The organism is Muricoccus vinaceus (genome assembly GCF_042433125.1).
Classification (GTDB): domain Bacteria; phylum Pseudomonadota; class Alphaproteobacteria; order Acetobacterales; family Acetobacteraceae; genus Roseomonas; species Roseomonas vinacea.
This window is the reverse complement of record NZ_JBHLVZ010000037.1, coordinates 41316-54352: the sequence shown is the minus strand read 5'-3', so window position 1 is coordinate 54352 and position 13037 is coordinate 41316. Positions and strand designations below refer to the sequence as shown.

Annotated in this window: 12 protein-coding genes; 3 read left to right on the top strand and 9 right to left on the bottom strand. The window is 72.2% G+C overall.

Annotation, left to right across the window (positions count from 1 at the left end):
• Positions 1-19: 19 nt before the first annotated feature.
• The 4 genes from ACFFIC_RS14485 to ACFFIC_RS14470 all read right to left on the bottom strand — a co-directional run bounded on the left by ACFFIC_RS14485 (position 20) and on the right by ACFFIC_RS14470 (position 2531).
• Complete coding sequence (locus ACFFIC_RS14485; RefSeq protein WP_377051561.1) at positions 20-592, bottom strand: uracil-DNA glycosylase family protein; 573 nt, start codon at positions 590-592, stop codon at positions 20-22.
• Between the two features lie 74 nt (positions 593-666).
• Positions 667-1377, bottom strand: coding sequence for a Sir2 family NAD+-dependent deacetylase (gene cobB, locus ACFFIC_RS14480; RefSeq protein ID WP_377051499.1), 711 nt, complete (start codon positions 1375-1377; stop codon positions 667-669).
• A gap of 29 nt (positions 1378-1406) precedes the next feature.
• Positions 1407-1943, bottom strand: a complete 537-nt coding sequence (gene thpR / locus ACFFIC_RS14475) for an RNA 2',3'-cyclic phosphodiesterase (RefSeq protein WP_377051497.1) — start codon at positions 1941-1943, stop codon at positions 1407-1409.
• Positions 1944-1949: 6 nt separating this feature from the next.
• The gene (locus ACFFIC_RS14470; RefSeq protein WP_377051495.1) at positions 1950-2531 is read right to left on the bottom strand and encodes an arylesterase; all 582 of its coding nucleotides are present in this window, start codon (positions 2529-2531) and stop codon (positions 1950-1952) included.
• A gap of 91 nt (positions 2532-2622) precedes the next feature.
• On the opposite strand from ACFFIC_RS14470, the gene ACFFIC_RS14465 reads away from it, so the two are divergent.
• Positions 2623-3354, top strand: coding sequence for an ABC transporter ATP-binding protein (locus tag ACFFIC_RS14465; protein ID WP_377051493.1), 732 nt, complete (start codon positions 2623-2625; stop codon positions 3352-3354).
• Positions 3355-3364: 10 nt separating this feature from the next.
• Positions 3365-5878: an ABC transporter permease gene (locus ACFFIC_RS14460; RefSeq protein ID WP_377051491.1), complete on the top strand. Its 2514-nt coding sequence runs from the start codon at positions 3365-3367 to the stop codon at positions 5876-5878.
• Between the two features lie 40 nt (positions 5879-5918).
• On the opposite strand, the gene ACFFIC_RS14455 is transcribed toward ACFFIC_RS14460, so the two are convergent.
• Positions 5919-6686 carry an EAL domain-containing protein gene (locus ACFFIC_RS14455; protein ID WP_377051489.1) on the bottom strand — a complete coding sequence of 256 codons (768 nt, stop codon included), beginning with the start codon at positions 6684-6686 and terminating at the stop codon, positions 5919-5921.
• Between the two features lie 308 nt (positions 6687-6994).
• On the opposite strand from ACFFIC_RS14455, the gene ACFFIC_RS14450 reads away from it, so the two are divergent.
• Positions 6995-7792 carry a Bax inhibitor-1/YccA family protein gene (locus tag ACFFIC_RS14450; protein ID WP_377051487.1) on the top strand — a complete coding sequence of 266 codons (798 nt, stop codon included), beginning with the start codon at positions 6995-6997 and terminating at the stop codon, positions 7790-7792.
• A gap of 82 nt (positions 7793-7874) precedes the next feature.
• Here ACFFIC_RS14450 and ACFFIC_RS14445 read toward each other — a convergent pair whose 3' ends face one another.
• The 4 genes from ACFFIC_RS14445 to ACFFIC_RS14430 form a co-directional block, all read right to left on the bottom strand.
• Entirely contained in the window at positions 7875-8768 is an 894-nt protein-coding gene (locus ACFFIC_RS14445) for a CarD family transcriptional regulator (protein WP_377051485.1), read from the bottom strand.
• A gap of 411 nt (positions 8769-9179) precedes the next feature.
• Complete coding sequence (gene fdxA, locus ACFFIC_RS14440; RefSeq protein WP_377051483.1) at positions 9180-9512, bottom strand: ferredoxin FdxA; 333 nt, start codon at positions 9510-9512, stop codon at positions 9180-9182.
• A 135-nt stretch (positions 9513-9647) separates the two neighbouring features.
• Positions 9648-9941 carry an RNA-binding S4 domain-containing protein gene (locus tag ACFFIC_RS14435; protein WP_377051481.1) on the bottom strand — a complete coding sequence of 98 codons (294 nt, stop codon included), beginning with the start codon at positions 9939-9941 and terminating at the stop codon, positions 9648-9650.
• 10 nt (positions 9942-9951) lie between these two features.
• A complete protein-coding gene (locus ACFFIC_RS14430; RefSeq protein ID WP_377051479.1) occupies positions 9952-12969 on the bottom strand; it encodes a helicase-related protein in 3018 nt (1005 codons plus the stop codon).
• Positions 12970-13037 lie beyond the last annotated feature (68 nt).

Sequence of the window (13037 nt, the reverse complement as noted above, 5' to 3'; positions counted from 1 at the left end):
GCGGGCGGAAGGGCGCGTGTCAGTCCGCGAGCGCCCGCTCCACCTCCTGCCTGAGGGCGGGGATCACCTCCGCGTCGAACCAGGGGTTCTTCTTCGCCCAGACCAGCGTGCGCCAGGATGGGTGGGGCAGGGGGAAGTGCGTTGGCAGGCTCTCGGCGTAGCGCGCCACGCGCTCGGACAGCGCCATCCTGGGCCCCAGCACGAAGCGCACGGCATAGGCGCCGACCAGCAGGCGGAGCCGGAGGTTGGTGAAGCGCGGCAGGATGCGCGGGTGCCAGAGGGGGGCGCATTCCGGCCGGGGCGGGCAGTCTCCGCCGCGCGGCAGGCGGCCGGGGTAGCAGAGGCCCATGGGCAGGATGGCCAGCTTGGTGGGGTCGTAGAAGCGGTCGCGCTCCAGGCCGAGCCAGTCGCGCAGGCGCTCGCCCGAGGCGTCCTCGAAGGGAATGCCGGACAGGTGGGCCTTGGTGCCGGGCGCCTGGCTGGTGACGAGGATGCGGGCCTGCTCGTGCAACTGGTGGATGGGGCGCGGCCCGAGCGGCAGGTGGAGGGCGCAGAAGGTGCAGGCGCTGGCGGCCGCGGCGGCTTCCGCCATGGTGGCGCCCGGCGGCAGGCCGGGGTCGCGCGCCGGCCCGGGCGGGGGGATCGGCATGGGGGCCGGCAGATGGGTCAGCCCCATCGGCTCAGCACCTCCCGCACGAAGGCGGGCACGAGCCCGGTGGCCGGGCCGTGGCGCGCCTCGTCGAACAGGTGGCTGCCCTCGCTCGGCTCCAGGTTGAGCTCCAGCGTGTCGGCGCGGTGGCGGACCTCGCGGACAAAGCCGGCGGCGGGATAAACCGCGCCGCTGGTGCCGATCGAGACGAACAGGTCGCACTGGTCCAGCGCGGCCTCGATCCGCTCCATCTCCAGCGGCATCTCGCCGAACCAGACGACATGGGGGCGCATGCCGCCGCTGGCGGCGCAGGCGGAGCAGGGGGTTTCGGGCGAAAGATCGCCTTCCCAGGGGCCGACGGCGCCGCAGCGCAGGCACCGGGCCTTGGCGAGCTCGCCGTGCATATGGACCAGGCGGCGCGAGCCGGCGCGGCCGTGCAGGTCGTCCACGTTCTGGGTGACCAGCATCAGGTCCCCGGGCCAGCGCCAGTCCAGCTCGGCCAGGGCCTCGTGCGCGGCGTTGGGCTGGATGGCGGGGTCGCGCAGCGCGGCGCGGCGGGCGTTGTAGAAGCCCTGCACCAGAGCCGGGTTCCGGGCGAAGGCCTCGGGCGTCGCCACCTCCTCGATCCGGTGGCGGGCCCAGAGGCCGTCGGGGTCACGGAAGGTGTGGAGGCCGGATTCGCGGGAGATCCCGGCGCCGGTCAGGATGACGATCTTGGGGGCTGCCATGCCGGCCCCAGATCGGCATGGCGGCCGCATCAGGCAAGCTCGTACTCCACCTCCGGCACGTAGACCGGGCTTTCCTTGCCCAGGCGCGAGGAGAAGAGGGTGAAGTGCTCCATGGTCTCCGGGGGCGCGCGGAACAGGTTGTGGGCCTGCACCCAGGCCACCAGCTTGTCGGGCGGGGCACGGTCGGTGCGGGCCAGGGTCACGTGCGGGGCGAAGCGGCGGCGCTCGGGGTCCAGGCCGACGCGCTGGAGCGCGGTCTCGATCTTGGATTGCAGGTGGGTCAGGCCGTCGTTCTTCTCGACGCCGATCCACAGCGCCTGGATCTTCCCGGCCTTCTCGAAGGTGCCGACACCGCGGAGCGACAGCTCGAAGGGCTTGCAGCGGATGGCCGAAAGCGCCTCGTCCACCTCGTCGGCGCGCCAGTTCTCCACCTCCCCGATGAAGCGCAGCGTCAGGTGGTAGTTCCCGGGGGGCACCCAGCGGGCGCCCTGGATGCCGCCGGCCAGCATCGAGAGTTGCGTGCGCAGCGTCTCCGGCAGGGCGAGCGCGACAAAGAGACGAACCATGGCGGACTAGGCGGGCCTCACCTTCTGCAGAAGCATCTCGACGGCCGGCACCATCCGGCGGACCATCTCGTCAACGCCCCGGGGATTGGGGTGGATGCCGTCGGGCTGGTTCAGCGCGGGATCGCCGGCCACGCCCTCGAGCAGGAAGGGGTAGGAGACGACCTCCGGGTTCTCGCGCGCGAGCGTCTGGAACACGCCCGCGAACTCCCGGCCGTAATCGGCGCCGAGGTTGGGAGGCGCGAGCATGCCGGCCAGCATCGCCGGGATGCCGCGGTTCTTCAGCATCTCCAGGATGGCGCGGAGGTTGGCCTGGCTGGTGCGGGGCTCGATGCCGCGCAGCCCGTCATTGCCGCCCAGCGCCACGATCACGGCGTCGGGCTTCTCGGCCAGCGACCATTCCAGCCGGGAGCGGCCGCCGGCCGTGGTGTCGCCGGAAACGCCGGCGTCGATCACCGTGGCGGCGTGGCCCCTGGCGCGCAGCGTGGCCTCCAGCCTCGCGGGCAGCCCCTCCGGGCGGGACAGGCCATAGGCGGCGGTGATGCTGTCGCCCAGCATGAGCAGGCGGAGCGGGCGCGGTGCCTGTGCCACGGCGGCGCCGGGAATGCACAATCCTGACAGGCACAGAACGAAACCCGCGCTGCCCCTACCCATGAGACCCCGGCGCCCCAATCTCGCTGCCATGCCGGATTCCCTGACCCAGACCCCGGCCGCCACGAAGGTGACGGCCGGTGCGCCCTTGATCGACGCACGCTCTCTCACCTTCAGGGTGGTGGGGGCGGGGGGTGAGGTCAACATCCTCCGCGGTGTCGATCTTTCCGTCGCCCCCGGGGAGGCCGTGGGGGTGGTGGGCCCCTCCGGCTCGGGCAAGACGTCGCTGATGATGCTGCTGGCCGGGCTGGAGCGTCCGAGCGGCGGCACCCTGCGCGTGGCGGGCGAGGACCTGGCGGCGCTGGACGAGGACGAGCTGGCGCGCTTCCGGCGGGATTCCCTGGGCATCGTGTTCCAGGCCTTCCATCTGGTGCCCACGATGAGCGCGCTGGAGAACGTCGCCATCCCCCTGGAATTCGCGGGGCGTCCCGATGCCTTCGACCGGGCCGAGGCGGCATTGAAGTCGGTCGGCCTCGCGCACCGCATGACGCACTACCCCGGCCAGCTCTCGGGCGGGGAGCAGCAGCGCGTGGCGCTGGCCCGCGCCTTCGTGGCCGAGCCCGCCCTGCTGCTGGCCGACGAGCCCACCGGCAACCTGGACCGCGCCACGGGCGACAAGGTGATGGACCTGCTGTTCGGCATGCGGGAGCGCTTCACCACCACCCTGGTCCTGATCACCCACGACCCCGCGCTCGCGGCGCGCTGCGAGCGGCAGGTGCGGGTGGAGGACGGGCGGATCGTCTCCGACACCGGCCGCGCGTGAGGATGTCCGCGTGAAGAACTGGACCATGGGCTGGCGCCTCGCGCGGCGCGAGCTGCGCGGGGGCGTGCGGGGGCTGCGGATCGTGCTGGCCTGCCTCGCCCTGGGCGTGGCGGCGATCGCGGCGGTGGGAACGCTGCGGGCCGCCGTGCAGGCCGGGCTGGAAGCGGACGGAGCCCGGCTTCTGGGCGGGGATGTGCTGGCCGCCAACTCCCGCCCGTTCCCGCCCGAGGCCCGCGCCTGGGCGGAGGCGCGGGGCGGGCGGGTGGCCCAGCTTGTGTCCACGCGCTCCATGGCCGTCGCGCCCTCGGGCGAGCGGACGCTGGTGGAGCTGAAGGCGGTGGACGGGGCTTACCCGCTCTACGGCGAACTCCTGCTCGACCCGGCTGGCCCCCTGGGCGAGGGGGCGAACGGCCTGCCGCCGGTGGTGCTGGACCCGTTGGTGGCGGAGCGGCTGGCGCTTTCGCCGGGCTCGGTCGTGCGGATCGGCGATGCGCGCTTCACCTATCGCGGCGCCATCGTGTCGGAGCCCGACAAGGCCGCGGGCGCGGCCGTGCTCGGCCCGCGCGCGATCATCCCGCTTCCGGCGCTGGAAGCCGCGGGGCTGGTGCAGCCGGGCAGCCTCGTCACCTATGAGATGCGCACGGCCCTGCCGCCGGGTACGGAGGGGAGGGCCTTCGCCGACCAGTTGCGCGCCCAGCCCTTCGCGGACGGCGGCTGGCGGGTGCGGGATTCCTCGCAGGGGCAGCCGGGCGTCACGCGCTTCCTGGACCAGGCCGCCTCCTTCCTGGTGCTGGCGGGGCTGACGGCGCTGCTGGTGGGGGGAATCGGCGTCGCCACGGGCGTGCGCTCCTGGCTGGAGCAGCGGGCGCGCACCATCGCGACCCTGCGCTGCCTGGGGGCGCCGGCGGGCGCGATCTTCGCGACCTACCTGATCCAGGTGCTGGCCCTGGCGATGCTCGGCGTGGTGATCGGCCTGCTGGCGGGCTATGCGCTGACCTGGGCGGGGGCCATGGCCCTCGCGGGCGCGCTGCCGGTGCCGCCGCGCCTGGGCTTCTACCCGGTGCCGCTCGGGCTGGCCGCCATCTATGGGTTGCTGACGGCCCTCGCCTTCGCGCTTTGGCCGCTCGGCCGGGCGCGCGACATCCCCGGCGCCGCCCTGTTCCGCGACAACCTGCTGCCGGAGGCGCGGCGCCCGCGGATCGGGTTGGTTGTGGCCAATGCCCTGGTGGTGGCGGCGCTGATCGGGCTTGTGGTGGGAACGGCGGAGCGCCCGCTCTTCGCGCTGTGGTTCTGCCTGGCCGCGCTCGGCACGCTCGGGCTGTTCCGGCTGGCCGCCTCGGGGCTCCAGGCCCTCGCGCGGCGTATTCCCGTGCGGCGCCGGCCCTCGCTGCGCCTGGGGCTGGCCAACCTGCACCGGCCGGGGGCACCGACCGCATTGATGCTGGTTTCGCTGGGCATCGGCCTCAGCACGCTGGCGGCCATCGCGCTGATCCAGGGGAACCTGCGCCAACAGATCAGCGAGAGCCTGCCGGACGCCGCGCCGTCCTTCTACTTCATCGACATCCAGTCCGATCAGGCAGGCGAGTTCGACCGCGTGGCCCGTGCCGTGCCGGGGGTGACGGAGGTGCGGCGCGTGCCATCCCTTCGCGCGCGGATCGTCCGGGTGAACGGCGTGCCGGCCGAGCAGGTGCAGGCAACCGAGGAGACCCGCTGGGCGCTGCGCGGCGACCGCGGGCTGACCTATGCCGCCGCACCACCGGAGGGAACGCGGCTGGTGCAGGGCCAGTGGTGGGCGCCCGACTACCGGGGGGAACCGCTGGTTTCGCTGGACGACAACCTGGCGCGCGGCTGGAACGCCGGGCTGGGGTCGACCATCACCGTGAACGTGCTGGGGCGCGACATCGACCTGCGCGTGGTCTCCACGCGCGACATCGAGTGGCGCGGGCTCGGGCTGAACTTCGCCCTGGTCGCTTCGCCCGGGCTGCTGGAGGCCGCGCCGCACACCCATATCGCCACCGTTCGCGGCGATCCCGCCCGGGATGCGGCGCTCTTGCGGGCGGTGACGGACGCCCTGCCCAATGTCACGGGCATCCGGGTGCGGGATGCGCTGGATGCCCTCGGCGCGCTGCTGCGGCGCCTGGGAACGGCGCTCTCCTCCACGGCCGCGCTCACCCTCGTATCAGGCCTGCTGGTGCTGGCCGGGGCGGTGGCGGCCGGGCAGAGGCGCCGGATCCGGGACGCGGTGGTGCTCAAGACTCTCGGCGCGACGCGGTCGCAGATCCGCACCGCCTGGCTGGTGGAGTTCGGCCTGCTGGGGCTCGTGGCCGGAGTGGTCGCGGCCGGGGTGGGCACGCTCGCCTCCTGGGGGGTGACGCATTTCGTGATGCGGACCGACTGGACCTTCCTGCCGGGCACGCTGGCGGTCACCATCCTGCTCTGCGTCGGGCTCACGCTCGCGATGGGGTATGCGGGAACGGCCCTCGCGCTGCGGGCCAAGGCGGCGCCGCTGCTGCGGAACGAGTAGGGGGCGGCGCGGCGGCACCCCGCCGTGCCGCCGGCCTGGATCAGGCGAGTGCGGGTTCGGGCCATGGGATCGAGCCCGCCGAGGTGACGTGCCCGAGCGCAGGGCGGGCGAAATGGAAGCCCTGCATGTAGCGGACGCCCACGAAGCGGAGTGCCTCCATCTCGCCGGGCCGCTCGATTCCTTCGGCGACGACCTTGATGCCGATCTCGGCCGCCAGGCGGACCATGCTGCCCACGATGGCGAGCCGGACACCGTCCTGGTCGCAGTTCTGCACCAGCGCGCGGTCGAGCTTGATGATGTCGGGGCGAAGATTGGCGAGCCGCGAGAGGCCTGAGTAGCCCGTCCCGAAGTCGTCGAGCGCGACGCGGAAGCCGTGCCGGCGGTACTCGTTCATGATGGACCGCAGGTGGTCCTCCTCCGCCATCTGCTCGTTCTCCGTGAACTCGAAGATCAGGCGGTTCAGCGGAAAGCCGCTCCGTGCCGCGGCGGCCAGGGTCATGCGGATGCAGGCCTTGGCGTCATACACGGCGTTTGGCAGGAAATTGATGCTGAGGTTGCCGTCGAGCCCCAGCCGAGCAGCCGACTCGATCGCCCGCACCCGGCAGGCCTGGTCGAAGGCATAAAGATTACCTTCGGTGACCTGCGCGATGACCGTGCCGGCTCCTTCGCCCGCCGGTCCGCGTACCAGCGCCTCATGACCGTCGATCCGTTGCTCCTGCAGGTCCACGATGGGCTGGAATGCCATCACGAAGTCGAAATCCAGCCGGCTCTGCTTGCATCCTGAACAGGCATGGTCGGACTTCGTCATGGGATCTCCGGAGGTCGGGCGGAACGGGGTGAATGGGGCCGTCCCGCCGCCAGCCAGCGTTTCCGGTGCCGGCATTATAGGGATCGTCCGACGTCTCACTTGACGAGATTTGTCAGGATTGCTCCGGGTGGCTCCGTTGCGGCTTTCGGCATCCCGTGCTCGCCTGCCCATGCAGGTTCTCCGGCCACCGGGCGGAAGCTTTCATCGGGCTTACACGCGGATTGCCGCTTGATCCGCATTACAGGAAGTCCATATATCGTCTACGCAGGAATGGGCGGGTGCCCGTTCCGGAAGGAGTTCTGAAACCCATGGCCTTCGGTCCCGACAACCGTTTCCAGGGCGGTCCGTCCGCCTGGAACCAGCCGCTGGGTCGCGCCGCCACCGATGCCGCCACGATCGATGCCGGGCTGCGCGCCTATATGCTGCGCGTCTACAACTGGATGGCGTCCGGCCTCGCGCTGACGGCGATTACGGCCTACGTGATCGCGAACACCGGCTTGGCCGAGCTGTTCTTCAACGTGGTGCGCACCCCCCGTGGGCTGGCGACCCAGCCGACGATCCTCGGCTTCGTCGCCATCTTCGCGCCGCTGGCCTTCGTGATGGTGCTCTCCTTCGGCATCAACAGGCTGTCGAAGGGAACGACCCAGGCACTGTTCTGGGCCTTCTGCGTCGCGATGGGCGCCAGCATGGCGAACATCTTCATCGTCTATGTCGGCGCCTCCGTCGCCAGCACCTTCTTCGTCACCGCCGGCATGTTCGCGGCCGTCAGCCTCTACGGCTACACCACGAAGGCCGACCTGACGCGGATGGGCGGGTTCCTGATGATGGGCCTGATCGGCATCCTCATCGCCGGCCTGGTCAACGCCTTCGTCGGCAGCTCCGCGCTGCAGTTCGCGATCAGCGTGATCGGCGTGGTCGTGTTCACGGGCCTCACCGCCTATGACACGCAGCGGATCAAGAGCGACTATGTCGAGTACAGCTACGCCGAGGGTTCCGACGAGGCGGGCAAGCGTTCCGTGATGGACGCGCTGGGCCTGTACCTGAACTTCGTGAACCTGTTCCAGCTGCTGCTGCAGTTCATGGGCGTGCGCAACTCGTCCGACTGATCGGAGCGGCCGAACACCAAGAAACCCCGGGGAGCGATCCCCGGGGTTTTTTCGTGGGCGCGTTCCGGAGAAGCCGCGGCGGCTACTTCTCCTTCTCCACGGTCTTGAGGTGGTCCAGCAGCTTCTGGGTGGCCGCCGCCTTGTCCGTGCGGTCCAGGGCACCGACCTCCGCCGCCAGCCGCTCCAGCGCCAGCTCGTAGATCTGGCGCTCGGAGAAGGACTGGTCGGGCTGGCCGGCGTTGCGGTGCAGGTCGCGCACCACCTCCGCGATGGCGATGGGGTCGCCGGAGTTGATCTTCTGCTCGTATTCCTGCGCGCGGCGGGACCACATGGTGCGCTTGATCCGGGCGCGGCCCTGCAACGTCTCCATCGCCTCGCCCATCACCTTCTCCGAGGCCAGCTTGCGCAGGCCGGAGGAGGCGGCCTTGGCCATGGGAACCTTCAGCGTCATCCGGTTCTCCTCGAAGGTGACCGTGATCACCTTGAGGGTCTGGCCCGCGATCGGCACGTCCTCGATCCCCTGCACCTGGCCGACGCCGTGGGTCGGATAGACGACGAAGTCGCCCGCGCGGAAATCCTTCCCGGCATTGCCAAGCGGCTTGGGCGGGGGCGCCGGGCGCATCGGCGCCTGGATCACCGGCTCCGGCGTGGCGGCGGACGCGGTGGGGGCAGGAGCCTGGGCCTCGGCCATTCCATCGGGCTCCCGCGCCGTCTGGTCCTCGGCGTCGTCGCCCTCGGGGGGGCGGGCCTTCGCCTTCGCCGTGGACTCGGTCTTGGCCGCGACATCGGTGCGCGCGGCAGCGGCCTTGGCGGGCCGGGGCGCCGGCGATGGCGCGCCGGAACCGGCGGCCGGCTTTTCCTCCGGCGCCGCGGCCTCGGTCTTCCGGGCGGGGGCGGCGGACTTGGCCTTGGCCGCTTCGGCCTCGGGCGGGGGCGCGTTGCTCGGGGACTTGCTCCCGGCGGGTGCCTTCATCATGCTCTCCGCAATCTCTCTGGCGTCACCGGCCTGCGCCGGATCGACGTCGCCACCTCCGCTCCAGCCGGGAGCCGGCACCGGCTTCCCATAAGGGAGGCCACCACCCCTGCGCCCCCGCCCCGGTTTTTCCGTCGAGCGACGCGCGGGTGGACTCCTTCCCCTGGCTTGAGGAAGGAACCCGGCCGGAACATCCCGGACTGGAAAGGAGGCTGCGCTTCGCAACGATCTTCACGCCCGGCCCGGACGGCCGGGCGAGGCGCCTGTGTTCCGTATGGAGACGTAACACAAAACGCCGGGTCGGTCACGCGGGGCTCGGGCATCAGGGGGCAACGCCGCGGGCAGGCACGGGTTTAGCCGTTCCCGCATCCCTCGGCGCCCGGAGGGGGCGGGCCCTTGCCTCCGGCCCGCGCCTCAGCCCTCGCCGGGGGAGGCGTCGAACAGAGGAGCCTTGTTCGGCTTGCCGTCCCACTCCTTGGCATCCGGCGGCGGCTCGCCCTTGCGGGAGATGTTGGGCCACTGGGCGGAATAGGTGCGGTTCAGCTCGACCCATTCGGTGGCGCGGTCGTCGCTGTCCGGCAGGATCGCCTCGGCCGGGCATTCGGGCTCGCAGACGCCGCAGTCGATGCACTCGTCGGGATGGATCACCAGCATGTTGCCGCCGACGTAGAAGCAGTCCACCGGACACACCTCGACGCAGTCCATGTACTTGCACTTGATGCAGTTCTCGGTGACGACGTAGGTCACAGTCAGCCCCTCATACGGCCCGCGTGAATGCGGGCGGCCCCGACCCGCCGCACATGGACCGGGTGGCCGCGCCATGCAACCCGCCCTTTCGACAGGCCTGGGTCTTGCCCGGTGGCAACCCGGCGGCAACGGGGCTCACCCCGTGCCGATCTCCTCGTAAAGCGTCCGCGCCTCGGCCGGCGGCCCCCGGCGCTCCGCCAGGGCCTGCACCCGCCAGACCTTCACCACGCCGCGCTCCGCCCCGCCCACAGCCAGGGTCAGCACGTCCCCGGGGCGGAGACGGGCATGCGGCTTGTCCACGGGCTGGCGGTTCAGGCGGACGCCGCCGCGCTCCACGAAGGCGGCGCAGGCGGCGCGCGTCTTGGACAGGCGCGCGCACCAGAGCCACTTGTCCAGGCGCTGCCAGTCGCGGTCCTCTGCCTCCGCCATCGTCCGCCGGTCAGGTCTTTCCGAGCTTCAGCCGCGCGAGCACGGCGAAGGGGCTGTCCGGATCGGCGGCCTTGTCCCGGCGCGGCTCGAACACCGTGCGGGGCTGGGGCGGGCCGTCATCGCGCCGGTCGTGGCGCGGGCCGCGATCGCCGCCGCGGGGGCCGTCGAAGCGCTGGCCTTCCGGGCGTGGGCCACGGGGGGGACCATCACCGCCCGGGCGTGGGCCACGATCCGGCCGGCCGCGATCACCGGGCGCGCGGCCCGGCTCGCCGGCCGCCTGCGCCTCGCGCTCGCCGGGGCGGTTGCCGTGCCGGTTGTTCCCCCGATTGTCTCCCCGGTTGTCGGGGCGCTCGCGACGCGGCGGGCGGCCCTCCCGGGCGGCGGGCGGAGCGCCCTCGGCCGCACCTTCGGCCGGGGCGGCCTCGGCGCCTTCGGGCGTCGGGGTGCCGTCGGTGGGCGCGGCCTGGGCGGGGGCAGCGTCGCGGCGCGGGCGGTCGCGGCCACGGCCGCGGCGGTCCTGGCCGTCCCGGGGTTGGCCCTCGGCACTCCGGTCGGCTCCCTGGCCCTCGCGGCGCGGGCCGCGCTGGCGATGGGCGTCCTCGCGGCGGGCGGCCACGAGCTGGGGCGCGGGCGGGCCATGGGCGCCCTCCTCCAGCGGCTCGGGCGCCACGAGGCGGAAGCCCAGGGCGTTCAGCACGGCCGGCAGGCTGTCGGCCTTGGCGCCGAGGCGGCTGGCGACGTCCATGGGAAGGGCGGCGGGGGCGCGGCGGGTGAGATGCCCGAGTTCGCCCGCGATGCGCTCGGCGACATCAAGGCGCACCAGGGCGGGACCGGCCTGGACCCAGCCCATCGTGGCCGCGAAGCCGCGGGGCCAGTCGCGCGGCGGCACGATGGAGACCAGGCCACCGCCGGGCAGGGAGGGCACTGCCGAATTGGCCTTCAGCGCCCAGAGCTGCGCCCGCAGCGCCATCGGGCGGGGCTTGAGCATCTCCGGGATGTACAGGGCGAAGCGGCCGGCGCGGACGCCGATGGCCTTGAGCTTGCCGCGCAGCTCCGGGGTGATCTCGCGCTCCGTGCCGCCGGGCAGCAGGCCGAGATACTCGCGCAGCCGGAACAGGTGGCCGCGCAGCTCCGCGTCCTCGGCGGCCTTGGCCTCGGCCTCGATCAGAGGCGCGAAGTCGCGGGCCACCAGGGCGTCGAACCAGGTGGCGAGCTTGGCGCGGATGCGGTCGCGCTGGGCGCTGTCGATGAACTCGGAGTCGATGGGCTCGATCACCGGCTTCTCGGGGGAGGTGCCGGGCTTGAGCTTGGCGACCTCCGCGGGCTCGTCGGCGCCTTCGGCCTTCCAGGTGATGCGCTGGAACTTCGTCAGCGCGAAGGCGTCGTCCGGCGCGGTCTCCAGGGCGCCGACGCGGCGCGGCATCTCCTCGCGCAGGGCCCGGCGGGCGGCGCGAAGCATCACCTTGCGCTCCTCCTCGTCCTCGGCATCGGCCGAGGTCTCGAAGACGAAGCCCTTCACCTGCCCGACGGGATGGCCTTCCACCACCACGTCCCCGTTGCGCGCCACGGCGGAAAGAAGGTCCTCCTCCCCCTCGTCGAGCTTGCGGATGAGGTGGGCCGCGCGGCGGTCCACGAAGCGGGCGGTCAGGCGTTCGTGCAGCGCGTCGGAAACATGGTCCTCGGCGGCGCGGGCGGCCTCCTGCATGGCGGTTGCGTCCTTCAGCCAGTCGGCGCGAGCGGCGACATAGGTCCAGGTGCGGATGCCCGAGAGCCGGGCCATCAGCGTATCGAGGTCGCCCTCGGTGTTGTCGAGATAGTTGATCTGCGAGGCGGCCCAGTCTGCCGGGAGAGTCCCCTCCTGCGCCAGATGCCCGAAGACGCGGGCGCAGAAGCGGGTGTGGCTCTCGTCCGCCAGCTTGCGGAAGTCCGGGATCTGGCAGGCCTCCCACAGCAGGCGGACGCGGGCGCGGGAATCCGCCAGACGGCGGATGTCCTGCTCGCGCGAAAGGGCCTCGAGGGTGATGTGGTCGGTGGCGTCGTTGCCGCGCGCCAGGCCCTGGAAGGGGGGCGGCTGCGCCAGGCTGTTCAGCAGCCCGTCGATGCTGGCCAGGTCGAGGTCGCTGTTGCGCCAGGCCAGCGTGGTCAGCGGCTCGAAGTGGTGGCCCTCGATCTTGTAGACCATCTCGTCCGACAGCGGCGGGCAGTCGCCGGTGACACCGAAGGTGCCGTCGCGCATGCCCCGCCCGGCACGGCCGGCGATCTGCGCGGCCTCCTGCGGGTTCAGGAGGCGGGGGCGGTGCCCGTCGAACTTCTGCAGGTTGCCGAAGGCCACATGGTCCACGTCCATGTTCAGGCCCATCCCGATGGCATCGGTCGCCACCAGGAAGTCCACCTCCCGGTTCTGGTAGAGGGCCACCTGGGCGTTTCGGGTGCGGGGGCTGAGGCGGCCCATCACCACCGCGCAACCGCCGCGCCGGCGCCGGATGGCCTCCGCGATGGCGTAGACCTCCCCGGCGGAGAAGGCGACCACGGCCGAGCGGGACGGCAGGCGGGTGAGCTTGGCCGGGCCGGCATAGCTGAGCTGGGACAGCCGCGGGCGGCTCTCGATCTCGGCCTGCGGCACCAGGCGCTGGAGAAGGGGCCGGATGGTCTCGGCGCCCAGGAACATGGTTTCCACCAGGCCGCGGGCGTTCAGCAGGCGATCGGTGAAGATGTGCCCGCGATCGGCGTCGGCGCAGAGCTGGATCTCGTCCACCGCCACGAACTCGGCCTGCCGGTCCAGCGGCATGGCCTCCACCGTGCAGGCGAACCACTTCGCCCCGGGGGGGACGATCTTCTCCTCCCCCGTGATGAGGGCGACGTGCTTCTCGCCCTTGGCGGCCACCATGCGGTCGTAGTTCTCGCGCGCCAGAAGGCGCAGCGGGAAGCCGATGATGCCGCTGGAATGGGCCAGCAGGCGGGTGATGGCCAAGTGGGTCTTCCCGGTGTTCGTGGGGCCGAGGACGGCCTTCACGCGGGAGGGGAACATCTGGCGGTCTGAGGACGGGCTCATTGGCCCGGACGTGTGGCCCCGCGTGACGGCCTTGGCAAGCGCCG

Coding starts and splice junctions, on each gene's coding strand:
- ACFFIC_RS14450 (WP_377051487.1), top strand. CDS start 6,995: ATGGCCTTCGGTCCCGACAACCGTTTCCAGGGCGGTCCGTCCGCCTGG.
- ACFFIC_RS14435 (WP_377051481.1), bottom strand. CDS start 9,941: ATGGCGGAGGCAGAGGACCGCGACTGGCAGCGCCTGGACAAGTGGCTC.
- ACFFIC_RS14455 (WP_377051489.1), bottom strand. CDS start 6,686: ATGACGAAGTCCGACCATGCCTGTTCAGGATGCAAGCAGAGCCGGCTG.
- ACFFIC_RS14445 (WP_377051485.1), bottom strand. CDS start 8,768: ATGATGAAGGCACCCGCCGGGAGCAAGTCCCCGAGCAACGCGCCCCCG.
- ACFFIC_RS14485 (WP_377051561.1), bottom strand. CDS start 592: ATGGCGGAAGCCGCCGCGGCCGCCAGCGCCTGCACCTTCTGCGCCCTC.
- ACFFIC_RS14465 (WP_377051493.1), top strand. CDS start 2,623: ATGCCGGATTCCCTGACCCAGACCCCGGCCGCCACGAAGGTGACGGCC.
- ACFFIC_RS14430 (WP_377051479.1), bottom strand. CDS start 12,969: ATGTTCCCCTCCCGCGTGAAGGCCGTCCTCGGCCCCACGAACACCGGG.
- cobB (WP_377051499.1), bottom strand. CDS start 1,377: ATGGCAGCCCCCAAGATCGTCATCCTGACCGGCGCCGGGATCTCCCGC.
- thpR (WP_377051497.1), bottom strand. CDS start 1,943: ATGGTTCGTCTCTTTGTCGCGCTCGCCCTGCCGGAGACGCTGCGCACG.